The 22,636-nt window shown below is 47.8% G+C and carries 24 protein-coding genes and 1 pseudogene; 10 read left to right on the plus strand and 15 right to left on the minus strand.

Annotated elements, in window-relative coordinates; translation table 11 throughout:
• Window positions 1-398: 398 nt before the first annotated feature.
• Entirely contained in the window at window positions 399-998 is a 600-nt protein-coding gene (locus tag NSQ39_RS21230) for a lysophospholipid acyltransferase family protein (protein WP_175077117.1), read from the plus strand.
• A 90-nt stretch (window positions 999-1,088) separates the two neighbouring features.
• Here the strand turns inward: NSQ39_RS21230 and NSQ39_RS21235 are convergent, their stop codons facing one another.
• The 5 genes from NSQ39_RS21235 to NSQ39_RS21255 form a co-directional block, all read right to left on the minus strand.
• Window positions 1,089-1,388: an acyl-CoA thioester hydrolase/BAAT C-terminal domain-containing protein gene (locus tag NSQ39_RS21235; protein WP_335497131.1), complete on the minus strand. Its 300-nt coding sequence runs from the start codon at window positions 1,386-1,388 to the stop codon at window positions 1,089-1,091.
• A complete protein-coding gene (locus NSQ39_RS21240) occupies window positions 1,382-2,350 on the minus strand; it encodes an acyl-CoA thioesterase/bile acid-CoA:amino acid N-acyltransferase family protein (RefSeq protein WP_236809851.1) in 969 nt (322 codons plus the stop codon). The genes NSQ39_RS21235 and NSQ39_RS21240 overlap by 7 nt, the downstream gene beginning before the upstream one ends.
• Window positions 2,350-2,946 (minus strand): TetR/AcrR family transcriptional regulator, encoded by a 597-nt coding sequence (locus tag NSQ39_RS21245; RefSeq protein WP_175077118.1) that lies wholly within the window; start codon window positions 2,944-2,946, stop codon window positions 2,350-2,352. The genes NSQ39_RS21240 and NSQ39_RS21245 overlap by 1 nt, the downstream gene beginning before the upstream one ends.
• A gap of 129 nt (window positions 2,947-3,075) precedes the next feature.
• Window positions 3,076-4,392, minus strand: coding sequence for a hemolysin family protein (locus NSQ39_RS21250; protein ID WP_175077119.1), 1,317 nt, complete (start codon window positions 4,390-4,392; stop codon window positions 3,076-3,078).
• 60 nt (window positions 4,393-4,452) lie between these two features.
• Window positions 4,453-4,875 (minus strand): MerR family transcriptional regulator, encoded by a 423-nt coding sequence (locus NSQ39_RS21255; protein WP_175077120.1) that lies wholly within the window; start codon window positions 4,873-4,875, stop codon window positions 4,453-4,455.
• Between the two features lie 307 nt (window positions 4,876-5,182).
• On the opposite strand from NSQ39_RS21255, the gene NSQ39_RS21260 reads away from it, so the two are divergent.
• From NSQ39_RS21260 to NSQ39_RS21275, 4 genes are all read left to right on the plus strand, one after another.
• The gene (locus NSQ39_RS21260; RefSeq protein WP_175077121.1) at window positions 5,183-6,556 is read left to right on the plus strand and encodes a hemolysin family protein; all 1,374 of its coding nucleotides are present in this window, start codon (window positions 5,183-5,185) and stop codon (window positions 6,554-6,556) included.
• Window positions 6,557-6,679: 123 nt separating this feature from the next.
• Entirely contained in the window at window positions 6,680-7,078 is a 399-nt protein-coding gene (locus NSQ39_RS21265) for a transcriptional regulator (protein WP_175077122.1), read from the plus strand.
• Between the two features lie 176 nt (window positions 7,079-7,254).
• A complete protein-coding gene (locus NSQ39_RS21270; protein ID WP_175077123.1) occupies window positions 7,255-7,539 on the plus strand; it encodes a hypothetical protein in 285 nt (94 codons plus the stop codon).
• Complete coding sequence (locus tag NSQ39_RS21275; RefSeq protein WP_175077124.1) at window positions 7,502-8,179, plus strand: N-acetylmuramoyl-L-alanine amidase family protein; 678 nt, start codon at window positions 7,502-7,504, stop codon at window positions 8,177-8,179. The genes NSQ39_RS21270 and NSQ39_RS21275 overlap by 38 nt, the downstream gene beginning before the upstream one ends.
• 40 nt (window positions 8,180-8,219) lie before the next feature.
• Here NSQ39_RS21275 and NSQ39_RS21280 read toward each other — a convergent pair whose 3' ends face one another.
• From NSQ39_RS21280 to NSQ39_RS21295, 4 genes are read right to left on the minus strand one after another with little or no spacing between them, the layout of a single operon-like run.
• On the minus strand, window positions 8,220-9,020 hold the full coding sequence (locus NSQ39_RS21280) for a DUF817 domain-containing protein (protein ID WP_216899313.1): 801 nt from the start codon (window positions 9,018-9,020) through the stop codon (window positions 8,220-8,222).
• Window positions 9,021-9,048: 28 nt separating this feature from the next.
• Window positions 9,049-9,399 (minus strand): fluoride efflux transporter CrcB, encoded by a 351-nt coding sequence (gene crcB, locus NSQ39_RS21285; RefSeq protein ID WP_175077126.1) that lies wholly within the window; start codon window positions 9,397-9,399, stop codon window positions 9,049-9,051.
• Entirely contained in the window at window positions 9,396-9,785 is a 390-nt protein-coding gene (locus tag NSQ39_RS21290) for a fluoride efflux transporter FluC (RefSeq protein WP_175077127.1), read from the minus strand. Before NSQ39_RS21290 ends, crcB begins: the two co-directional genes overlap by 4 nt.
• Window positions 9,782-10,504 carry a glycerophosphodiester phosphodiesterase gene (locus NSQ39_RS21295; protein WP_175077128.1) on the minus strand — a complete coding sequence of 241 codons (723 nt, stop codon included), beginning with the start codon at window positions 10,502-10,504 and terminating at the stop codon, window positions 9,782-9,784. The genes NSQ39_RS21290 and NSQ39_RS21295 overlap by 4 nt, the downstream gene beginning before the upstream one ends.
• Window positions 10,505-10,712: 208 nt before the next feature.
• Here NSQ39_RS21295 and NSQ39_RS21300 point away from each other — a divergent pair, with 208 nt between their 5' ends.
• The 3 genes from NSQ39_RS21300 (at window position 10,713) to NSQ39_RS21310 (ending at window position 12,889) form a co-directional block, all read left to right on the plus strand.
• A complete protein-coding gene (locus NSQ39_RS21300) occupies window positions 10,713-10,820 on the plus strand; it encodes a YhdX family protein (protein WP_175077129.1) in 108 nt (35 codons plus the stop codon).
• A 220-nt stretch (window positions 10,821-11,040) separates the two neighbouring features.
• Complete coding sequence (locus tag NSQ39_RS21305) at window positions 11,041-12,120, plus strand: mechanosensitive ion channel family protein (protein WP_175077130.1); 1,080 nt, start codon at window positions 11,041-11,043, stop codon at window positions 12,118-12,120.
• Between the two features lie 19 nt (window positions 12,121-12,139).
• Complete coding sequence (locus NSQ39_RS21310; RefSeq protein WP_175077131.1) at window positions 12,140-12,889, plus strand: NAD-dependent protein deacylase; 750 nt, start codon at window positions 12,140-12,142, stop codon at window positions 12,887-12,889.
• Window positions 12,890-12,996: 107 nt separating this feature from the next.
• On the opposite strand, the gene NSQ39_RS21315 is transcribed toward NSQ39_RS21310, so the two are convergent.
• Both NSQ39_RS21315 and NSQ39_RS21320 read right to left on the minus strand, forming a co-directional pair.
• On the minus strand, window positions 12,997-13,500 hold the full coding sequence (locus NSQ39_RS21315) for a GNAT family N-acetyltransferase (RefSeq protein WP_175077132.1): 504 nt from the start codon (window positions 13,498-13,500) through the stop codon (window positions 12,997-12,999).
• Between the two features lie 140 nt (window positions 13,501-13,640).
• Window positions 13,641-14,540 carry a polysaccharide deacetylase family protein gene (locus tag NSQ39_RS21320; protein WP_175077133.1) on the minus strand — a complete coding sequence of 300 codons (900 nt, stop codon included), beginning with the start codon at window positions 14,538-14,540 and terminating at the stop codon, window positions 13,641-13,643.
• A gap of 271 nt (window positions 14,541-14,811) precedes the next feature.
• On the opposite strand from NSQ39_RS21320, the gene dat reads away from it, so the two are divergent.
• Window positions 14,812-15,663, plus strand: a complete 852-nt coding sequence (dat, locus tag NSQ39_RS21325; protein WP_175077134.1) for a D-amino-acid transaminase — start codon at window positions 14,812-14,814, stop codon at window positions 15,661-15,663.
• Between the two features lie 39 nt (window positions 15,664-15,702).
• Here dat and nhaC read toward each other — a convergent pair whose 3' ends face one another.
• Window positions 15,703-17,064 (minus strand): Na+/H+ antiporter NhaC, encoded by a 1,362-nt coding sequence (gene nhaC, locus NSQ39_RS21330; RefSeq protein WP_175077135.1) that lies wholly within the window; start codon window positions 17,062-17,064, stop codon window positions 15,703-15,705.
• A 224-nt stretch (window positions 17,065-17,288) separates the two neighbouring features.
• Here nhaC and NSQ39_RS21335 point away from each other — a divergent pair, with 224 nt between their 5' ends.
• On the plus strand, window positions 17,289-18,269 hold the full coding sequence (locus NSQ39_RS21335) for an aldose 1-epimerase (RefSeq protein ID WP_175077136.1): 981 nt from the start codon (window positions 17,289-17,291) through the stop codon (window positions 18,267-18,269).
• 18 nt (window positions 18,270-18,287) lie between these two features.
• Here NSQ39_RS21335 and NSQ39_RS23155 read toward each other — a convergent pair.
• The 3 genes and pseudogenes from NSQ39_RS23155 to NSQ39_RS21355 all read right to left on the minus strand — a co-directional run bounded on the left by NSQ39_RS23155 (window position 18,288) and on the right by NSQ39_RS21355 (window position 22,625).
• Window positions 18,288-18,730, minus strand: a pseudogene (locus tag NSQ39_RS23155) (DUF4944 domain-containing protein).
• A gap of 89 nt (window positions 18,731-18,819) precedes the next feature.
• A complete protein-coding gene (locus NSQ39_RS21350) occupies window positions 18,820-20,754 on the minus strand; it encodes a TOMM precursor leader peptide-binding protein (RefSeq protein ID WP_175077137.1) in 1,935 nt (644 codons plus the stop codon).
• A complete protein-coding gene (locus NSQ39_RS21355) occupies window positions 20,754-22,625 on the minus strand; it encodes a putative thiazole-containing bacteriocin maturation protein (protein WP_046129744.1) in 1,872 nt (623 codons plus the stop codon). Before NSQ39_RS21355 ends, NSQ39_RS21350 begins: the two co-directional genes overlap by 1 nt.
• Window positions 22,626-22,636 lie beyond the last annotated feature (11 nt).

Raw genomic sequence — 22,636 nt, forward strand, 5'->3', positions numbered from 1 at the left:
ATAAGAAAGGTTTGAAGTTGCACTCATTATGCCCACGGCTGTCATTTCCTCCAATTTCTTACCCTTAAAAATCATCGCTATCCTATATAGTAACCAAAAATCATCCGGAAAGATAGAGAGAAGGGCGTTTTCATGCATAAGCTCCCGGGAAAACAAAACAGCAGAACAGGGCACATGGGCGATCGGCGGCTTGATCTGACGGGAGCGGGACGGGCAAGCCAAATCCGCCTGACGCTTGACGGATGAAAACAAAAGAATCGATTCCGAATTCATGGCTCAGCCGGGGAATGCCGCGGTTTTTTAAATGAAAAATTATTTTTTAGTACCAGGTAATAAAAAATATTGTTATAATAAAGAAAGGAAAACCTCATTTGACTACTACATAAAGGAAGTGCCATATGTATCAATTTATCGGTTATGCTGCAAAAGCGATTCTTTCTTTACGCGGCGGAATTAAAGTATACAATAAGGAAAATCTTCCTAAAGATAAGGGTTTCGTAATTGCCTGTACACATTCCGGTTGGGTGGATGTTGTCACATTGGGCGTCGGCATTTTGCCTCTTGAAATTCACTATATGGCGAAAAAAGAGCTTTTTGAAAATAAATTAACCGGTTCTTTCCTTTCCAGCATCAACGCTTTTCCTGTCGACCGCGAAAACCCGGGGCCGAGCAGCATCAAAACGCCGATCAAGCTCCTGAAGGAAGGAAAAATCGTCGGCATCTTTCCGAGCGGAACCAGAACGTCTGAAGACGTCCCTTTGAAAAGGGGAGCGGTCACGATTGCCCAGATGGGAAAAGCGCCGATTGTTCCGGCCGCATACAGCGGTCCTTCCAACGGAAAAGAGCTTTTCAAGAAAGGCAAAATGAAATTGATCATCGGCGAACCCCTCAATCAGGAAGATTTCGCCCAATATTCGTCAAAGGAAAAGCTCGCTAAAATGACTGAGGCTTTAAATGCCAGCATTAAGTCGCTTGAGAAAGAGCTGAAGCAGCTATAGAAAAACGGAAAAAACAGCTTCTAAGCGGGAACGCACCTCTGACATTCGGGAGGTGTCTTCCAGTCTAAAGAGGCTGTTTTTTTGCTGCTGTTATATCGCATCTTTTAAAAACTGAAGCAGCTCCCGCCAAAATGTTTCCGATGCCGCAGCATCTGCTTCAGTTTCTCCGCCGTACACGATGCTCCCGCTGTTTCTCGCCGTTGTTGGAAAATACGGGGGTCTGATGTGATGGCCGGCGTGTTTAAAGCATACATGCTTAAAAGAATGCGAAAAGCGATGCTTTTTCAAGCGTTCGACAACCATCCCGCTCATGTACGCCGACGGCCAAACCAAATCATCTGTACTCGATGTTAAAAGAATCGGCCCATTTATATGTTCTGCTTTTATGATCGAAGGATATCTTCGCGTACTTGATAGAGCGCATGTTTATAAAAATCGAGATAGGATTGCGGCTGCCTCTTTATTTTTTGTTTGAGCCATTTGGGCAGCATCGAAAGGCTGAAAAACGGGAGAGCGGTATAGGGCAGCGGAGAGCCCGAGACACTCCATGAAGATGTCTGGCGCAGGCGCTTCAGTCCCACTCCTTGAAAAACGATTCCCCCGCCCACGTGTGAGACGACAAAACGGATGTCCGGAAAATGAGAACCGATCAATAGGGCGAGCTCTCCGCCTTTAGACCGCCCGAATATACCGATCTTCTCATGGTTTAGTCCGTCCTGCTCAAAAAGCCAGGCAAGGGCTTTTTGAAAATATTCCAGCGGGATGTCAACGAGCTTTTTCGGAAGGTGCCCGTACCGAAAATAGGGGAGTGCCAATGTGGCGAGCCCGTAATTGGACAGCATCCCTGCCGTTGTTTCATCAAGTCCGCCGTCAGATCCGCCCAATACGATGATGACAGGGGGACGTTCGGCAGTGCGGGGGCGGAAAAAGGTTCCGACTACCCCGTCTGCCTCCACTTCTTCTCTTATGACCGATTCCGAAATCATCAATCGTTTGATTTTTTTCTTTAAGATGAAGCTGCCGTTTTGCTTCACCTCGATGTCAAAAACAGAGGGAGCAACCGTTTTTTTTCGAAATGAGCAGGAAGAGCCTTCGGCTTTCATTGACCAAAAAAGTCCCATTTGATCACAAACGCGGTATGTGCCTTCCAAAGGCGATGCCATTGCGGAGTCGACTTCTCCGGATTCGCCAGCTTGAAAAACCGCCCGGGATCTCCAGTTGACGCCTGCTTCATCGTTAACCAGGGCAGTGATTTCAGCTTTATCCCCTGGAGTCAAACCGCTTAATTTTATTTTGGTTTTTTCATCCCATAGCGATGTTGAAGGGATATCTAAAACAGGCTTCCGGCTCATCAAGACAGCTCCCTTTTTTCAAGCTTTGCCCGGAATAAATCGACGCACTCATGAATAAAAGCATCCGTGTTTTCATCTGCTGATTTGCCGAATTCGGGAGATGGGCGAAACAAAATATACTGGTTCAACAATCCAAAAAACATACTCGCCAGAAGATGGAAATTACCGCTCGAAATGCTGCCCCGGTCATGCAGCTGCGAAAAATAGGATGCCAAAAAGTCATGTAATTCGCGGGGAATTTCTGCGATTAATTCAGAAACTTCCGGATCTTGCTTTGCTTCATTGAAATACAGCCAAAACACGCTGTCCTTTTCCAAATTTTCTTCAAGGTACGCTTTGGCGATCAATATCAGGTCTTCCTGCAGTTTACCGGACAGCTTACCTTGAATTGCGCTCGTAAAATCGCCTGAGGAGACATGCTGAATGACGCTTTCACGAAACAGATTTCTTTTATTGCCGAAATGTCTAAAGAGGGTAAGGTGATTGACGCCGGCTTGTTGTGCAATGTCTCTCGTGGACGCCGCCGCATAGCCTTTTTCTTTAAAAAGGGTAAGTGCAGCCTGAATTAAACGTTCTCTTGTCAATTGTTTTGTCATTTGTTTCTCCTTTGTGTAACCACTTGATTACATTTTATGCGTAATCCAAAATGTAATCAAGTGGTTACATTGACTTTCATAAAAAGAGAATGCAGCTCATACTGCATCCTCTTTTCCATCAAGTTATCATCACGCTTCTTCAAGCAATTGTTCAGCGGCCCTTTTCACCTCAACATATGAGACGTGGTGGCCGTCGACTTCATTAATGATAAATTCAAATCCTTGGTCGGTGATCGTATCGCCTTTTTGAACTTCGTATTTCTGCGTCAGGAACCAACCGCCGATCGTGTCCACTTCTTCATTGTCCAGCTGAATGCCGAGCAGATCGTTGACCTGGTTGATCAACACTTTTCCGTCAAGAATGTAGTGGTCCTCGTCAAGCTTGCGGATTTCATTAATTTCGTCTATATCGAATTCGTCGCGGATTTCGCCGACGATTTCTTCAATGATGTCCTCAACTGTGACAAGACCGGCAGTGCCGCCGTATTCATCGGCAAGAATCGCCATGTGGACGCGCTCTTTCTGCATTTTGAGAAGCAGATCGTGAATCGGCACGGTCTCGATCACGTGAATGATCGGATTGATAAACCGTTCGATTGTGTCTTCTTTTGAGCATTCTCCGCTGATGCAGGCTGTCAGAATTTCTTTGACGTTGACGACGCCGATGATATTGTCCTTATCGCCGTCTTCCACGGGATAGCGCGTATACCCTTCGGCTTTTGTCACGTCGATCATGTCTTTGATTTTCATGTCATGCGGAAAGCTGACGACTTCCGTTCTCGGAATCATGATTTCCTTGGCAAGACGGTCATCAAATTCAAAAATTTTGTTCACATATTTGAATTCTGACTGATTGATTTCGCCGCTTTTATAGCTTTCCGACAGGATGATCCGCAGCTCTTCTTCAGAGTGTGCCATTTCGTTTTCAGAAACCGCTTCGAGTCCAAACGCTTTTGTCAACAGTCTCGCCGATCCGTTCAGCGCCCAAATGAATGGGAACATGACGCGGTAAAACAAAATGAGAGGCTTTGCAAAAAGGAAGGAAATGGTTTCCGCCTTTTGAATCGCAAGCGTCTTTGGAGCGAGCTCCCCGACGACAACGTGGAGAAACGTAATGAAGCTGAATGCGATCACGACCGCAACAATATGCGAAGCCGAGCTTGGAATGTTCCACTTCACAAAGAGCGGTTCAAGCAGCCGGGCGACGGTCGGTTCCCCGAGCCATCCAAGTCCGAGAGCCGTCAAGGTGATGCCGAGCTGGCAGGCCGATAAATACTCATCCAAATGGGTGACGACTTTTTTTACAGAAATCGCCGTTTTGTTCCCTTCGGCTATCAGCTGATCGATCCGCGAGGTTCTGATTCTGATAATCGCAAACTCCGACGCTACGAAAAATGCTGTCAAAGCAATTAAAACAGCAACAAAAATCAAATTAACTATATCCAATTAGGACCTTCACTCTAACATGAGAATGAAGGTAACACCTCCTGTTTAGTAAAAGATTAACTAAAGCAGCATCATCAATGACTGGATGACCGCCAGTTTCTCGGAAGAAAGCCGGCTTTTCAAAGCAGCCCGTTCATCGGGATTCAGCCGGTTCAGCCGATTGACGATCACGGAGATCGTATCGTTGACATGGTCGATTTCCGATGTCAGGCTTCCGATTTCATCGTTAGCGGATGAAGAGGGAAACTGCTTTTCCAGCCGCAGTTTGATGTCGGACAGGGCCAATCTTTGCTGCTTACAGTCCGTAATAAACTTCAGCCGTTTGAGAGCGGCTTCATCATAATAGCGGTAGTTCGAACATGATCTGGCAGGCGTCAAAAGCCCCAGATTTGTGTAATAATCGACAGTGCGCTTTGTTACGCCTGCTGCAGCTGCTAACTCGCCGATGCGATATTTCTCTGCCCCATCTGCATCCCTCCTCAACCATCACGTTATAGTTAGTTAAAAATATTTTAATATATTAGAAGCTGTTTATACAAGTTAATTGATGAAAAAGGGGCATAAAATCCCCGTCATTTTTCTAAATATTCGCGAAAATATTGTCGGATTTAAAGTTTAGACATTTGACTGACCGTTTTTTAATAAAGTAAGATAATAGTATATATTGGCTTGGAGGTGGTATGATGGGGCCCTCTGTATAGTCATGAACACAGAACAAACATCAGCCTTATTACGGGAATTTGAATTCAGCAGGAGGTGACTCCTTATCCTTCGGGAAGGATAAGGTTAAATGGACGATATCGTTAGTCTGATGATCATTGGCGTTCTGATTGCTTTAACTGCTTTTTTCGTCGCATCAGAATTCGCTATTGTTAGAGTAAGAAACTCGCGCATCGATCAGCTTATAACGGAAGGAAACAAAAGGGCAGTTCGCGCAAAGCAGGTGATATCGGATTTAGATGAATACCTGTCAGCTTGCCAGCTTGGAATTACGATAACGGCATTAGGTTTGGGCTGGATGGGGGAACCGACGGTCAGAAAGGTTTTACATCCGCTCTTTGAAAGCCTGCACGTGTCAGATTCCATCTCACATGCGCTGTCGGTTGTCATTGCTTTTTGTGTCATTACATTCCTGAACGTTGTGGTTGGAGAACTGGCCCCTAAAACCATCGCGATCCAAAAAGCGGAGCAAATGACGCTTTGGCTTGCGGGACCGTTGCATTTTTTCCATGTTGTCATGTTTCCGTTCATCTGGATTTTAAATGCTTCAGCCAGAGTGCTGACCGGTTTATTCGGTTTGCGGCCCGCTTCGGAAAAGGGCGATTCCCATTCAGAGGAAGAGCTGCGCATCTTGTTATCAGAAAGCTATAAAAGCGGAGAAATCAATCCGTCTGAATATAAATACGTCAATAAAATCTTCGAATTCGATAACCGGATTGCGAAAGAAATCATGGTGCCCCGCACCGAAATCGCCTACGTCTCGGCCGATATGCCGATCGATGAGGCGCTTCAGCTCATGCTGAAAGAAAAATATACGCGCTGGCCGGTCTATAAGGGCGATAAGGACCACGTCATCGGCATGGTCAACACGAAACAGCTGTTTACGGATATGCTGTTTATGTCGGAGGAGGAAAAAAAGCGGCTTTCGCTTGAATCATACGTCCGCCCCGTCATCGAAGTCATTGAGACCGTGCCCGTCCAAAAGCTTCTGATCAAAATGCAGCGCGACCGGATCCACATGGCGATCCTGACGGATGAATACGGAGGAACGTCCGGACTTGTCACGACCGAGGATATTCTCGAGGAAATTGTCGGAGATATCAGGGACGAGTTTGACGAAGACGAAATACCGCTCATTCAGAAAATTTCCGATCATGAATACATCATGGACGGAAAAGTGAGGATCGATCAGGTGAATGAATTGTTTGAGGATGCGATCGAAGAAGAGGAGGTCGACACTGTCGGCGGACTCGTTCTGAAAGAAAATATAGACATCGCCGAAGGCCAGGCGGTTCATGTCGGTACTTATACGATTAAGGTCCTCGAGATGGAGGGACGGCTGATTAAGCACGTTGAAATCAAACAGGAACAAACGACAGAACACGTCGAGCTCGCGCCGGCCGACCCGGTGATGATAAACGAAGTTACCTTGAGCGAAAAATAAGCTCAAGGTTTTTTGCGTTTTTTTAAGAAAAAAGACCCGGCTGAAATAGAAAAAATGTCATTTGAACAGGAACATTCGTTCGTATATAATGAGAACAAATGTTCTGTTTGGAGGGAGATGCCCTTGCTATGGTATGAGACCATTTCCGAGGATGAGAAGAAGACCTGCATCAAGAGAATCGAATTTCATTTGCGGAACTGGAAAAATTACAAAGCCGCCGTTGTCAATTTGGAGAGGAGGATGGAGAAGGTGGAGACGGGCGGCTTTGTCAAAGAGACGGAAGCCCATTATCAACTGGACGCCGAAAAAAGGCTCTATCAATTTTTGCTGGACTCCATGGAAACGGCTTTGGCTGAATTGGATGAGACGGAGCGGATGCTTGTTGAATACCGCTATATCCGCAATTGGAGCATGGGAAAGTGCGCGATGGAAATCGGATATAGCGAAAAAACGTTGTTTTTATTGAAAAAAGCGTTATTGGACAAGCTTCTCGTCAGCCTGGCGGCGATCACGAATATGTAGCGACTTGTTTTAAACAAGTCCTTTTTTTAATGGCGGGATATGTTTTCAGTTTTTCTTCAGCTTCTTGACCGGATGATGACGCGGCTCAGGAGCGTTTTCCTTATAAGATGAACGTAACCTTTTAAAACAGGGGGGATTAAAACATGTAACCGAAGAAGAAAGGGAGGGGAAAGAGCATGGAATTTTCTGATGTGGCATTCGTTCCGTTGATTACAGGGCTGGTTCATACGGTCAGGCTGCTCGGCATTCAGAAACGATTTCTCCCCGTCTTTGCGATTGTTTTCGGAATTTGCATTTCGCTGCTGTTGACCACGGGAAACTGGAAGGAAGACATGGCGGTCGGAATCTGCCTCGGATTGTCATCAGTCGGTTTTTATTCAGGTTCAAAAAACGTCTTAACAACGAATAAGGAGGAATTCGAACATGAAAATTTATTTGGATCCGGGACACGGCGGAAGTGATCCGGGAGCTACGGGAAACGGTTTGTCGGAAAAAAACGTCACATTGGCCATCGCATTAAAGATCAATGACATCCTTTTGCAGGAATACAGCAATGCGGAGACGAGGCTCAGCAGGACGACAGACAAAACGGTCTCGCTTCAGGAGCGGACCGATGACGCCAATTCGTGGGGGGCCGATTTGTTTGTGTCCATTCATATCAACGCTTTTGACGGCACGGCCTACGGTTATGAGGATTATATTTACAGCGGCTTGTCCGACGAGTCTGTCACCGCGCTTTACCAAAGAATCATTCACGAAGAAGTCATTAAACAAAACGGTTTGCGGGACAGAGGGATGAAAAAAGCGAATTTTCATGTGCTCAGGGAAACGGTGATGCATGCGATTTTAACGGAAAACGGCTTTATCGATCACCCGGACGATGCAGCGAAGATGAAGAGCTCGGCTTGGATCGAACAGACGGCAAGAGGGCATGTCAACGGAATTGCCAAATGCCTCGGCCTCGCCAAAAGCGGCGCCTCATTATATAAAGTGACGATGGACGGGGGACAGATCGGGGCTTATCAGGAAAAAGACGACGTGCTGCAAGTCGTTTCTTCAAATTGGGAGGCCTTTCAGACGGCAACGATTGAAAAAGGGTAAATGGGGAAAAGAATCCATTTTGAGCTTTCAAAATGGATTCTTATGATTTGACCCCGGGATCCCCCGCCCGGCTTAATCTGCCTGTTTGTGTGCGGCCTTCTTTGATATGTTTTAAAAGCGCAACGATCAGAAAGCTGACAATCACGAGCAACAGCCAGGAACTGACTTTTCCGACGTGAACCATTTCCCATTGCCTGTGCTGGTTCGGGTATTGCCAGGCGCCGAAAAACGTCGCGATATTTTCGGCCACCCAAATGAAAAAGCCGATCAATGCAAACGACAGCGGCAGAGGCATCGCATATGTACGGTGATTGACCGTAAAATGCACAAATGTACGATAAAAGATAAGCAAGGTTGCGATTTTTAATATCCAGCGAAAATCGTAAATAAAATGGTCTGTATAAAAATTAATATAGATGGCGGCGCTGAGGACAAACACGCTCCAAGTAGGAGGCCAATTCGTCAGTTTTAACTGAAGCCTCCTCCACGCCTGGCACATATAGCTTGCGACGCTGGCGTACATGAAGCCGCTGTACAAAGGAACCCCAAACCATTTCGTAACCGCCTCCTCGGGATAGCTCCACGACCCCATATGTACTTTGTATAACTCCAATGCGAGTCCGATCAGATGAAACACGCAGATCACTTTCACTTCGTCCAACGATTCGTACTTGAATGCGATCATGAGAATTTGCGTCAGCAAACAAATCAATAGAATCGCATCATAACGGGAGATGAAAGGCACTTCAACTATCTTTGTTATGGCGAGAGCCAGAAAAATAACAACGGGAAACAGGCACGATTTTGCCTGTTCAAAACCAAACAAGAACAATTGCTTCATCAAAACACCCTATCATCTCATTTTTTTGTTAAAGAAGGCTTCCAGCCCAAAAGCCTCCGATGCAGCATATCATTGTCATTAGTATGTAAGCTGCACCCGCCTTCAGCCGTTTTTCTGCCAGAAGCTGGACGGCTTCGACGCTGAAGGTTGAAAACGTGGTAAACCCTCCGAAAAAACCGGTTCCTATTATAATAGAAAGCATTTGATTTTGCATGTCGAGAGCCGTGAAGATGCCGAGCATTAAAGAGCCGAGGATGTTGATCAGCATAATGCTGACCGGAAACGGCGCGCCCTGCGATCTCGAGCTGATAAAATGCCCTAGCCAAAACCTCAGAACGGAACCGAGGCCTCCCGCTATCACAAAACCCGCTGTCATCATGATCCATATCGCTCCTTTTTTTGGCTGATCCGGGTCCCCGACACAATCCCTATAAAAGCGAGGCAGAGCCCGGTGGCAAGGGAGGCAGCCAAATAGAATACCCCGATATGAGGCGAAGAGGAGTGAAGGATCAGCGCCGTTTCCTTTGAAAACGCGGACATTGTCGTATACCCTCCGCAAAAACCCGTTCCTAACATGAGCTGGATAAGCTTATTTTTCTCTCTTGACGAAAAAAAGCCTGTCAAGAGACCGAGAAGCAGGCTTCCTGAAGCATTTTCTATAAAAGTCGGCCAAGGAAAAAAGGCGCCCCCGACACTCATGTTTACCGCATAGCGGAACAGCGAACCGAGTGCACCCCCAATGAATACAGCAACATATGGTTTCATGCTTTTCCTTCTTTCACAAAATAATCTGGATAGTCAGTAATGATTCCGTCGATCTTCCAGCCTTGCAGGCGGAGCCCGGTTTTCAGCCCGTTTACCGTCCAGGCGAACACCTTCAGATTATGGCTGTGAGCGGATTTAATCAAAAAAGGGCTGAGCATTGTATGTTTCAGGCTGACATAGCGCGAAAATGAAGCAATGTGCCGAAGGCGGCCGTGCGGCAGCATTCCAAACCTCGGCCTCATCAATACGGCGCCCGGTATGGAAGGGTACAGGCTGTGCAGCGTCATGATCGCATCGGCGTCAAAGGATTGAACGATCGTGTTGTTTGAAAAGCCGAACCGTTCAATCAGCCGGCCGATCGCTTGTTCAATACCGGGCTGTGTTCTGGATGACTTGATTTCGATGAGCAGCCCTATTTTTTTGTGATATTTGTGAAGAACGGTTTCGAGGTCCGGGATTTTTTCGCCTTGAAAAGAAGGGCCGAACCAGCTTCCTGCGTCAAGCTTTTCCAGCTCTTTCATCGTAAAATGACGGACAAAGCCCGTTCCGTTTGTCGTCCGGTCCACTTTGTCATCGTGGATGACTGCAAGCTTCCCATCCTTTGTCAATTGTACATCCAGCTCAATAAAATCGGCCCCCAGCTCTCGCGCTTTTTCAAAAGCGGCAAACGTATTTTCCGGGGCGTAAGCTGAGGCACCGCGATGTCCGATGATGTGCAAACATGTCAGCTCCCCTTTATAAAAATCTATTCCATAACAAGGATACCCGAAGAGATGGCGCAAGTAAATCGGCTCACATTCGAATCGCAATAAATAAGAGCTAAAAAGAGCCGCCGGCAAAGCTTGCGACAAATTTCGCCAAAATCGTTCAAAAGGACTATTTACGAAAAATTCAGATATTTTATAATGAAGCAAAGGAGGCGAGATGATGGGTAAAGGGAGAATTAGAGTGGAAGAACGGATCAAGGCCGAAACCGATGCCGAAATGTTTGAAGCGACTCTCCTGGACCAAACGAAGTCTGCGAAGGAAAAGTAGCAGCGCAGCCCGAATCAATTGTCTCGTGGAACAACTGAATATAGTCAACAAAGGCTGCCGAAAAAAACGGCGGCCTTTTATGTGTTCCGCCTCCGTCTGTCAATGGCTGTCTTTCGGGCGCCTGGGATAACTTGACACATTTTGCCGCGCAATAAAATGAGAAATTTTTCGAAGCTTTTAGTATAATAAATGCTTGACAGCGATATAAGGAGAGAAAGCGATGTTCACACAATACATGACAATGGAGTTTGCCGGTCAAATCGGAATCAGCATCGGCATCCTGCTTTTATTTTTCTTATTGAGAAAAATCTTTACGAAGTATTTGTTTAACTTGATTCTAAAATTAACGCATAAACCGAAAACCGATTTCTTCAATCAAGTGGCGGTTGCATTTGAAAAGCCGGCCAGATGGTTTTTTGCCATCCTCGGTATTTATTTGGCTATTATTTATTCGCCGTTTTTCGACACACATATGGCGATCGTTCATAAGCTGTACAGAGTTTCCCTTGTCATTCTCGTCGTGACCGGGCTCTATAACTTAACGGCTTCGTCTTCGGTGCTTTTTCATAAAATCAACAAGCGGCTGGAACTTGAGATGGACGATATTCTCGCGCCGTTTTTGTCAAAGATTCTCCGCTTTGTCATCGTGGCTCTTGGAATCAGCGTGATTGCCGGAGAGTTTCATTACGATGTGAACGGTTTTGTCGCCGGCCTAGGCCTCGGCGGATTCGCGTTTGCGCTTGCGGCGAAAGATACCGTAGGGAACTTTTTCGGAGGAATTGTCATCATCATGGAGAAGCCTTTTACGATAGGAGACTTTATCGAAACGAAAATCGTAATCGGAACGGTCGAAGATATTTCGTTCAGAAGCACGAAGATCCGCACGTCGGGAGAGGCTCTCGTTACGGTGCCAAACTCGGTGCTCGCCAATGAAGCGATCATGAACTGGACGAAAATGAGAAAGCGCCAGATCACGTTCTCGCTTCATATCGATCCGTCAACACCGCGGGAAAAAGTCGAAAGGTGCATCCAACGGTTCAGGGAAATGCTGCAAACGCATGAAGGCGTTCATCCCGAGGTGATCATGGTCAACCTTGATGTATTGCAGGATACGTATTTAGGCATCTTTTTCAACTTCTATACGAATACGACTGTTTGGGCCGAAAATTTAGACATCAGACAGGATATCAACTATCGAATCATCGACATCATGAACGAAGAGCAAGTGGAGTTTGTTTCTCCCGGACACAGCCTGTTTGAGCTGACAGATATGAAAGCCGCTCTGGAAAATCAAGCGTGATAAAAGGGGGGGACTAATCGTGCGCGGAGAATCCGAAACGTTTTTAAAAGCAATCGAAAACGCGCAGCGCATCACCGTTTTAACGGGTGCCGGGATGAGCACTGAATCGGGAATTCCCGATTTTCGTTCGGCCGGCGGGATATGGACGGAAGATATGTCAAGAATGGAAGCGATGAGCCGCGATTACTATGAGCGTTATCCAAAGCTTTTCTGGCCCAAGTTCAAAGAGCTTTTCCAAATGAAGATGACGGGTACGTTTCAGCCGAACGCAGGGCATATGTATTTAGCCGACCTTGAGAAGCGGGGGAAAGACGTCAGGGTGTTCACACAGAATATCGACGGGCTTCATAGCAAGGCGGGCAGCCGCCGCGTCTATGAGCTTCACGGCTCCATTCAATCGGCTGCATGCCCAAAATGCGGCGCGCGCTACGGACTGGAACACATTCTTAAGGATGATGTCCCGAGGTGCAACCGCATCAACCGGAAGGGCGGGGAGTGCGGGTTTATTTTAAAGACGGATGTCGTTTTGTTCGGTGACGCCGTTCAGCATTTTGACACCCTTTTTGAAAGCCTTGATGAATCCGACCTTCTTCTGGTGATCGGCACTTCGCTTGAAGTGGCGCCTGTCCGGTTTGTACCGGGGGAAGCCCATTTGATCCCGGGGTTAAAGAAAATCATGATCAATCTTGACGACACCCCGTTTGACCATTTGTTCGACGTTGTCATTCACCGCAAAGTCGCAGAGTTTGTCAAAGAAATCAGCAGTTGAAAAGGCGTTCCGGAGGGGACGCCTTTCATTTTTGCCGCAGCGTTTTTTCCATTGCCGCTGTTTTCACTAAACATCCATTCGACCTCTTTTTATGACCATTTCCATGTTCATGTTGCAGCCAAATTTTTATAATAAATAACAGTTGCATCTAGCCGGCCGTTCGCCGATTCAGCGTATTGGGGGATTCGTCCCGCCTCGGCAAACCCGAGCGACGCATAAAGAAGGTTGGAAGGATCTCCTTCTCTTGTATCGAGAACGACCAAAGATCTGCCTTCATGCTGCGCCCTTTCCAGGATGTTTTCCATCAATGAACGGGCGATGCCTTGCCGCCTGAAGGAGGGGGACGTCATTAATTTGCAGATTTCGGCTCTGTGGCGTCCGTTTTGTTTCATGCATAAATGCAGTTGAACGGTTCCGGCGATCTCGCCGTCCCGTCGGGCAATCAGTAAAATCACGCCGGGCTCCAGCACGTTTTCCCAATATGCTCTTGCTGCCGCCCGGTCAAGCGCAGGCAGAAACCCGATCGACGCCCCTTCGTCTGTGACTTGGACGAGGAGGTCGGCCAGTTGATCAAGATGGCCTTCAATCGATGTCACGTCTTCAATCTCCATCTGAACACCTCATTTGATATCAATCTATCTTCTCAATATAGTCAAACGGTTTTTAAATGCAACGAGTGTGTCAGATAAACTGACCAAAACCGCTTTGGCAATAAAAAAATCCCCTGCCGTCAGGGGATCATGCGGATGGGCTATTCGTGAACAGGCGTCATTGACTCATCAAGCGTTGCGAATGAATATCCCATGTTTTTTAGATTGGTGATCAACAGCGGCAGCGAGTGAACCGTTGAAGGAATGTCATGCAATAAGATGACGATCGGCTGTTTCGTGTGCCGGTTTTTGATCATGTTCAGCTGGTTCATGACTTCGGGAACATATCGTTGATTTCTGTATTTCCAGTCAAGGCTGTCAATATTCCAGTCCCAATAAATAAACCCGTTTTTCTTCAGCTTTTTCTTTTGCGCGTCGGTAAGCGACGGTTTGCTTCCATACGGCGTTCTGATCAGCCTGGTTTTCACTCCTGTAATAGACTTCAGCGTTTTTTGAGCCTGCTTCATTTCCAGATTAGGAGAATTGGCGCCTTTATAAAATAGCTTCTGGTTATGTGTAACCCCGTGAAGACCGAGTGCATGGCCCTCTTGCTTCATATTGAGAACGGCTTTCCTGTGAAGCTTCATGTTCGGCTCAAGCATGAAGAATGACGCTTTCACATCGTGTTCGTCCAAAATATCCAGCAGCGTTTGGGTTACGGCTGAAGGTCCATCATCAAAAGTCAAATAAACCGTTTTTTCCTGCTTTTTTTCCGCCGCTTCTTTTTTCTTTTCTTTTTCCTTTTTGCGTTCAGCGATTTCCTGCTTTGTGCTCAGGTGATCGAGAAGCTTGCCGTGCGTTGCTTTTTTAAGCGGAATGCTGTCCCCTTCATGCCGCATTTGGCTGTTTTCCGACATGGTCAGCTCTTTTTTGCCCGGCGTGCCGGCGGACTTCGACAAATCCCATACGTAAAGGAGAATCAGGCACAAAATGGCAAAACATGCTGTTTTCGTCAGCAGATAGGCCGCTGAAGGGGCTGCTTTTTTTGAATCCTGGCGCATGTTACTCTCTCCATATCATGTTCTTATTCCGATGCCATTAAGAAATAGATTTCTAGTCTAATAAAATAATGGACCACAATGTTTAAGTATACAGGATTGGAAAGAAGTTGGATACCGGGAGCAGCGAAAAAATGATCAAATTTTAAGAGAAAATGCTGAATGATGGAAGTCGGCGTTCTAAGAATTTTTACACTATTTAGAATGAAAGCGGCGTGTTAGAATGGAAGGGAGAAAATCGAGAAACCAATTCTGGTAGCAAGGGGATGGAGAAATGAAGGTTCTTTTTAACGGACGGCTGATGGATCGGAGCGAATGCGCGGTTGATATTGAAGACAGAGGCTATCAATTCGGGGACGGCGTTTATGAAGTGATCCGCATATACAACGGAACGCTTTATACGCTTGATGAACACGTTGCCCGTTTTTTCAAAAGCGCAGCGGATATTCGCATTGACCTGCCGTTTTCAGAGGCTGAACTGAAAAGTGAGCTGAAAGGGCTCATCGAGGCCAACCAGGTTCAAGACGGGGGACTTTATCTTCAGGCGACAAGGGGAACGGCTCCGAGGAAGCATCAATATCCCGCAGGACTCGTCCCTCAGGTGACGGCTTATACGTTCCCGATCAAAAAACCGGTAAACGAACAGCAAAACGGCGTTTCCGTCATCACGGAAGACGACCTGCGCTGGCTGAGGTGCGATATTAAAAGCCTGAATCTCTTATACAACGTCATGATCAAACAAAAAGCGCATGAGGCTTCCTCGTTTGAAGCGATTTTGGTGCGCGACGGATTTGTGACGGAAGGGACTTCTTCAAACGTTTATGCCGTCAAAGATCAGGTGATTTACACACATCCGGCGACAAACCTCATATTAAACGGCATCACGCGGAGGACTCTGTTGGAGCTGATCCGGAAAAACGGCTGGCAGTATGAAGAAAAAGCGATGTCAAAAGATGAACTGATGAATGCGGATGAAGTGTTTATTTCATCGACGACAGCCGAGGTCATTCCGGTCACCGTCATCGACGGCCAGAATGTCGGAACAGGGGCGCCGGGCCCGCGTACAAAAGAGGTGCAAAAAGCTTTAGAGCAGCACATTTTATCAGTAACAGCAGCATTTTCATAAAAAAGAGCGCCGTCTCCTGTGTAAGGAAACGGCGCTTTTTCATTGTTTCCGGAATCCGAACAAAATCGAAAAGAGCGGTGATATATAAAGGAAAAAGACAAACGGCAAATAGTCAATGACGCTGACGCCGAGCGCACTCGACATGAACGCGCCGCTGACCCCCCACGGAATCAAGGGATTGACCAGTGTACCGCCGTCTTCAAGCGATCTTGTCAAATGTTTGCGGTCGATTCCGAGCTTATCGTAAAGCGCTTTGAAGGACTGTCCGGGTATTAAAATCGATAAATATTGCTCGCCTGTCAAAAGGTTCATGGCGATGCTCGATGAAACCGTTGAAAACACAAGGCGTCCTTTTGAACGAATTCCTTTAATCACGCCTTCGAGAAGGCTCTTAATCAGCCCTGTCTTTTCCATCAGCCCGCCGAGTGCAAATGCAATCATGATCAGAGAGATCGAGCCGAGCATCGATTGGAGCCCGCCGCGATTCAGTATGTTTTCGACCGCTTCGTTTCCGGCTGAAAATACCGGTCCTTTTTGCATCGCGGATAAAAATGACGAAATGCCGGCATCAGGCTGAATAAAGGCGGCGAGAACACCCGCTGACAAAATCCCCGCAGCCAGGGAAGGAATGACAGGCATGCGCCTCACCGCCATCACAATGACGACTAAAGGCGATAAAAGGGACCATGCGCTGATTCCTACGGTGTTTTCAATCCCGTTAACAATCGCTTTAATGTTTTCCGTTGATGCTGATGCGATGGTTAAAGATCTTCCCATGAAAAAGAACAGCAGAACGGTGATCAGAAGGGCGGGGATCGTCGTTCCCGTCATATGTCTGATATGCTTGAAAATCGGAATCTCGCCGACGCCGGAGGCAAAATTCGTCGTATCTGACAACGGCGACATTTTGTCTCCAAAGCATGCGCCGCAAATCACGGCCCCTGCGACCCATGTCAGCGGAAGGCCGGCCGCTGAAGCGACCCCTATTAAAGCGACGCCGATCGTGCTCACCGTCGTAAAACTGGAACCGACGAGCGAACTGATGATCATGCAGCTGAATAAAGCGGTCAGCAGCAAAAACTGCGGTTCGATCAAGTTCAGCGCGTAAACCGTAACCGTCGGGATCGCGCCGCTGTACTCCCAAACCCCGATCAAAATGCCGATAAGCGCCAGGACGATAATCGGCTGAACGCCGCTTTTAATACCGGAAACGATGCCGCTTTCGAGCTCCTTCCAGGAAAAACCCTTTAAAACGCTGACAACCGCCAAAAATCCGATGCAAATCAATAAAGGCATATGCGGATCGGCATGAAAAATAAATAAGCATATAAAAATAACCGATAAGATGGCCAAAAATAAAAAAGCCGATATAGAAAACGATAAGCGTTTTTCGTTGGACAAATTATACACCTCATTACAAAAATATCATTCTTTAATCCTTTTATGCTTTTGTGCGTAAACGTATTATAACAGAAAGATAGCGCGTTTATTTAAATTAAAATATTTCAAACATTTTTCACTTCCGCTTTTTGAAAGCGCTGCCTTCTTTAGATATAATAAGCTAAAGGCAGCATTGCCGCTTGGATGGATGCCTGTACCGAATGACGAAAGGGAGGAAATGAAGGATGTCCTGCACCGTACAAAAGCACCGCTTTTTAAACGAAGATGCACTATTGCTTGCGAACGATTATTTGGAAGCCATACTCGTGCCTGGCTGGGGGAGCAATTTGATTTCATTGAAGTGGAAACCTGCGGGAATACATTTGTTGAAGACGCCGGAAACGAAGGGAGAATATGATGAAAATCCATGCTTGTTCGGGATTCCCATCCTTTTTCCGCCGAATCGGATCGATCACGGGAAGTTTACATATGAAGGAAAAACGTATTCGCTGCCAGTCAATGAAAAACCGCTGCAAAACCATTTGCACGGATTTCTTTATGATAAAAAATGGGCGGTGAAAAAAGCGGAAGCAGAAGGAGAGCAGAGCATCGTCAAAACCATTCTGAAGGCTGAGGATCATCCGGAGATCCAGCGCATATTTCCCCATTCGTTTTCGATCGAAATGACCTATATATTGGAGGGGCCGAATCTCAGGATAGATGCGTCGGTTGTCAATCACGGGGAAGATCCGATGCCGCTCGGACTCGGTTACCACACTTCCTTCCGCTACCCGTTTAACGAAGAAGGGGATAAGACGCAATGCGTGTTTTCGCTCCCGGCTTCGAAAAAATGGGATTTGTCGGACCGGCTGCTTCCGACGGGGGAATTCAGCGTGACGGACGAATTTAAAGAAGGCAGATCGGCAGCAGGAGACCGGCTTGACGATATATTGGCAGCCGAACATGACCAACAAGGAAACAGCACGGCCGAAATCCGCGACCGCCTGGCCGGGATTCGCGTCAGCTATGCGGGGGACAGGCATTTTAAACATTGGGTCGTCTATAACGGGAAAACGGATCAGGAAGACTTGCTTTGTCTGGAGCCGTATACGTGGATGACAAACGCCCCGAACCTTGATCTGCCCGCTGATGTCACCGGTTTTCGGGCTTTGGGGCCGAATGAGGAGCTGACGATGAGAAGCAAAATCACGATCGGCGGAATGTAATGTCATTCCGCCTGCATTTTAGTGAAACAGCGTTTGCTTATCAAGCGCAAACTCGGCATGAGCCGCCTGCGTTCCCTGTCTCCATGTCAATTGAACAGTGATATGACGCCCTTTAAGTTCAGCCTCTTAAAAGGAAACCGAGTCTTCCTTTAAGCCTCCGTCAGGAAACGTGCCGCCTGAATAATCGATCATCGGCGTTTCGATGCCTGAACTGAGGGCGACTTCATCATCAAATGTAACAACCAATCTTTCCAAATACGTCTCGCGAAGAGAGGCGCGACCCCGGTCCAATATGAATTTCCGCTGAAACCTGGGGCGCCGCCGCTTTTTTTTATCACGGCCTGCCAATTTCCATCCCGGCTGTTTCCGATCCACTTCGGGTACTCCGCGGAGTAAAAAGCGATCAGCTTTGCGCCGGAATAGACGCAGCAAAAGACAAAGAAAACGGCCGCAGCGAACATAACGGGCCGTTTGTATTCCTGTTTCACATAACCACCGCCTAAAAAAGTTCTGCTTTATGATAAAGCAAAACGGTCAAAAATGGCAAATGTTACGGAAACGGATGAGGGTGCGGATTCAGCTCGCCGGGTGTCAGCGCCTCTTTCGTATAGCCTAGTTTCACCGGCACCGTCAGCACCCTTTCAAGTCCCGCCAAGCGGATGAGGCGGTGTCCGAACGTCATCGGCAGCATCCCCGGAATGAGCACTTTCACGCAATACAAACCGTTGCGCTTCGTGATCGGCGATGTTTGATCAACAACAATCACCTCAAGGTTCAGCCGGCGGAATATGTCAAGGAATTCCTCAAGATCCTCTTTGATATCGCGGTTTTTGGCCACTTGGTTAAATGCTTCTTGAAAGGTTTGCGGCCTCTGATGCTGATCCAGCAAAAAACGGAGGCGTTCCTCGGCTTCGGGTAAACCGTACAGCATGCTGTGTTCTTCCATGTTCTGAACTAAAAAAGGGTCCTGCAGCATCTCCTCATATTTGCCCCTTTCGGCTTCAAGCTGCGAATCGTACTTCAGCATCATTCCCGCCAGTTCATGAAGCGCGCTTTTGACGGCTTTTACAGGATTGGGATGTGCGCCAGCCGTGCAAAGAAGATTCAAACCCTCCCTCTTTCTGTTTTTGGCAACCGCCCAAATGCTTGGAATGCCGTGCTCCATCGTCGAATTATAGACATGAAGATCGTATCCGGCCACTGCCCGCACCCGTTCAGCCATGACTCTCAATTCCGTATCTTCACACGAGCGAAGGTCGATCTCACGGAGAGGGAGCCTTGCATACCATGTCAGCAAAAAGGAATCCCGTTCAACGACTTCCAATATGGCATGGAAAATCGCTTCTTCAAGCGTACCGCCCATTGAACATCCGTTTGACGTTTCATAAACGAAGCTGTCGTCCCTGCCGAGACTGTAATAGGCGAGCGACTCCGGAACCAAAATCGGCCGCTTCTCTGAAAATGAATAGCCCCATACCCAATGGAGCGGCCGGTCTTGATCAAATGGCCTGAAGGGGAAATCAGGCTGTTCATATTGCCCTTCATCATGCAGACCGGTCTTTCTCGGATCAAGCGCCTGATCCTTTACATTGCGGTAGCAATCAAACGTCATCGTCCGCTTGCCGCGCGGTTTAATTCCCGAATATCGCTCCAAGCCTTCTAATACCGCAGTTAATTCGCTCTCCTCATAAGAATGTGTCCGCCCTCCGACGCCTTCATTTCCGATCCATAACGGCATGTTGACAATCATATCGGCAAACGGCAAAATGGCGTCATACATTTTGCCGTTGAAGATCCCTGTTCGAGAATCGAGAAATTCGGCTCTCAGCGCGTCCTTTAAATCCTCAGCCGGGCGCGAACGATAGTTGTCCGGATCCGGTTTGGGGGACGGCTGAAGCGAGATGCGGGCATTTTCCGCCGTATCGTCTGGACAGCTTCCGCAGACTTCGCACAGCGGTTCAGGCATGTAAAAGTGGGAGGTCGATTCAAGCGTTAGTAAATTGATCAGCCGTATCTTTTGTTCCAAACCGTCCGGACCGTGTTCCATAAAGGTCTTGATCTCTGTACAGATTAAGCGGGCGATGTGCCGGCATCCTGCTCTGGATGCCCACGGGTTGCGGCGAAAGTCTGTGATAATCTGTTCCAGCACCCGCATTTCGTTGCTGTCCGGGCCGGCTATGAACCGTCTCATATCGGCACATGCCGCACAGCCGGAACCTCCTGGATAAACGAGAGGGCCGATGACGCCTTCACCGAATGAAATAAAGCCGCGAAGCCACGGAATGCCGGCCGGCCTTAAGATTTCCTCGGCCTCGCGATATAACGACGGGCGCCAGGTATCATGCACAACAAGAACGAGCCGGGTCTCTTCCGGCACCCCGGCCTCAAAATCCGGCTGGCAGTGTACTTCATATTCCCCGGACAGCCGATCTGACACATCCTCTGCAATCATTCCTTCGCCCACAATCAAAATGGTGTGTTCCATCAGACCTCCTCCTTTTTTACCCGGACAGCAAAAACGCCTGCGAGTGCTTTTTTGAAAAAAGGCTCTATCGGCAAATCGTAAACCGTCAGCTGTAAACCGTTCTGTCCGATAGTGTGCATGGCCGAATGCAGCGTTTTCTGCAAACCTTCATAAACAGGGATGTCGAAGTTCTTCTTGGCTTCTGTTAACATGGCAGCGTCTTCTTCGAGCGGCTGTGTGTCTGTAAGCGCCCGTTCGAGTGCTTTTGTGAGCGCCAGCGTGATGTTTAATCCGGCGCTGTGGTACCAGCGGCCTCCTGTGTTTGCCCATGCAACGGGAAAGCCTGAGATGTCCTGCCCCAAGCCGACCAGCGGTTCATCGTGGATGAGGGACAGCGCGTTGAAATAAAATTCGGCGCGACTATCCTTGACGGCGTTTAAGGATAAAGGAGCGACCGTTTCTTTTCCGGATATTCGGCGCATCTTCAGCTCGTGATCAAGCCATTTCTGCAATCCCCTCAACACGCCTTCGGCTACCGTTTCTCCCGTCCCGACGCCTAGAAAGCCGTCTTCACGGATATAGAAGTCCGCCAGCTTCGCCCCGTACATTTCAATGCCGGTAAGTCCGGCTTCCCGGCGCGCTTCCTCATGCGTAAAACCGGCGCAAACCGTCCCGGCCAAAAGCTCGGCAGGTCCTTCCGACAGCGGGTTTGCGACTTGAACAAAGCATTGTGACAGCGGAAGCTGCTTTAAGTGTTTTTCCTCCCACAGATGAAAAATCCCCGACGTTGCCGATGTCAGCTGATTGAACAATTGAAACAGCCGTCCTTTTTCTTGCGGCTCGTTACTACATTCCCTGACCCTTTCTTCAAGGTCTTGAACCTTTTCGGCCGCGGCGCCGGCGGGTCTGACGAGAGGATGAGGGAGAAACGGGTGCCAAGAGCCCTCAAGCGTCGCAAAATCGAGAACGTAACATTGATTGCGCTTCGTTAAAGAAGCGAGTCCGGCAACCGTTTTAAACAATTCAAACGCAATTACATTCGCCAATATCTCTTTTCCTTCGGTCGAAAAGGGGTCAAGCATGCGGTCTTCATGAAGCGCTGATCGGTGTATCCGCCGCCATGCCGATGCAAAGCATCCATCATCATCCTCATGCACAAAAGGCCCCGCAAGCCCGACCTGTTTTAAACATACCGCCGGAAAAAAAGGTTTCTTTTCTTGCCTGCAAACGGTTTGAAGCGCAATAAACTCCTGTGGATCGTCGATTTCTGCAGCATACGATATCCAATCCGCCGAACGCACGGCTTCCCGCCAATGTAGTCCACCTGTCAGGTCGACTACATCGCCGCCCGTTTTGCTTGCATGCTCTTTGAGCTCCTCTATAGCGGCTTGATGATCAGGACATTCCTCTGTAAAGAGAACGTATATGTTGGCGAAACCGGAATCAGACAATGATCTGACCAATGAAGCGAGAAAAGAGCCCGAGCCCAGCGCCAATATGCCTGCTTTGCGGCACAATTGGAAGCGGTAAGCGCCGGAATCCTCGAAGCTTTCGATAAATTCGATTTGTGAAGCAAACGTTTGTAGGACGTACCCATCTAATTGATGAGGTTGATCCCGGCTGACATCCCGGACAAATCCGTTGGCGCACAGCGTGCTTCCGATTTCAAACACCCTGTCACGGTATGGGGCCGATAGTTCATTCGTCAATTCTTCCAATGTGTGTTCACCGTTGAACATCGGCAGCAATTTGTCGATCCACTGATAGATTGAAGCGCCCTTCATGCGAAACGATCCGGCATTGTTTCTGATATACACGCCGCCCGCCGGATCCGGTAGAAAACATGTATCTTGTTTCACTTTCAGGCGGGCGGAAGCGGTCAGATTTGTCATGTTGCTCCTCC

This window comes from Bacillus sp. FSL W8-0848, from assembly GCF_038007805.1.
GTDB lineage: Bacteria > Bacillota > Bacilli > Bacillales > Bacillaceae > Bacillus > Bacillus glycinifermentans.

Excerpts from the sequence above, each read along its gene's own strand:
- NSQ39_RS21230 (WP_175077117.1), top strand. The coding sequence starts at position 399 with ATGTATCAATTTATCGGTTATGCTGCAAAAGCGATTCTTTCTTTACGC.
- NSQ39_RS21240 (WP_236809851.1), bottom strand. The coding sequence starts at position 2,350 with ATGAGCCGGAAGCCTGTTTTAGATATCCCTTCAACATCGCTATGGGAT.
- NSQ39_RS21245 (WP_175077118.1), bottom strand. The coding sequence starts at position 2,946 with ATGACAAAACAATTGACAAGAGAACGTTTAATTCAGGCTGCACTTACC.
- NSQ39_RS21260 (WP_175077121.1), top strand. The coding sequence starts at position 5,183 with ATGGACGATATCGTTAGTCTGATGATCATTGGCGTTCTGATTGCTTTA.
- NSQ39_RS21270 (WP_175077123.1), top strand. The coding sequence starts at position 7,255 with ATGGAATTTTCTGATGTGGCATTCGTTCCGTTGATTACAGGGCTGGTT.
- NSQ39_RS21275 (WP_175077124.1), top strand. The coding sequence starts at position 7,502 with ATGAAAATTTATTTGGATCCGGGACACGGCGGAAGTGATCCGGGAGCT.
- NSQ39_RS21280 (WP_216899313.1), bottom strand. The coding sequence starts at position 9,020 with ATGAAGCAATTGTTCTTGTTTGGTTTTGAACAGGCAAAATCGTGCCTG.
- crcB (WP_175077126.1), bottom strand. The coding sequence starts at position 9,399 with ATGATGACAGCGGGTTTTGTGATAGCGGGAGGCCTCGGTTCCGTTCTG.
- NSQ39_RS21290 (WP_175077127.1), bottom strand. The coding sequence starts at position 9,785 with ATGAAACCATATGTTGCTGTATTCATTGGGGGTGCACTCGGTTCGCTG.
- NSQ39_RS21300 (WP_175077129.1), top strand. The coding sequence starts at position 10,713 with ATGGGTAAAGGGAGAATTAGAGTGGAAGAACGGATCAAGGCCGAAACC.
- NSQ39_RS21305 (WP_175077130.1), top strand. The coding sequence starts at position 11,041 with ATGTTCACACAATACATGACAATGGAGTTTGCCGGTCAAATCGGAATC.
- NSQ39_RS21315 (WP_175077132.1), bottom strand. The coding sequence starts at position 13,500 with ATGGAGATTGAAGACGTGACATCGATTGAAGGCCATCTTGATCAACTG.
- NSQ39_RS21320 (WP_175077133.1), bottom strand. The coding sequence starts at position 14,540 with ATGCGCCAGGATTCAAAAAAAGCAGCCCCTTCAGCGGCCTATCTGCTG.
- dat (WP_175077134.1), top strand. The coding sequence starts at position 14,812 with ATGAAGGTTCTTTTTAACGGACGGCTGATGGATCGGAGCGAATGCGCG.
- NSQ39_RS21335 (WP_175077136.1), top strand. The coding sequence starts at position 17,289 with ATGTCCTGCACCGTACAAAAGCACCGCTTTTTAAACGAAGATGCACTA.
- NSQ39_RS21350 (WP_175077137.1), bottom strand. The coding sequence starts at position 20,754 with ATGGAACACACCATTTTGATTGTGGGCGAAGGAATGATTGCAGAGGAT.
- NSQ39_RS21355 (WP_046129744.1), bottom strand. The coding sequence starts at position 22,625 with ATGACAAATCTGACCGCTTCCGCCCGCCTGAAAGTGAAACAAGATACA.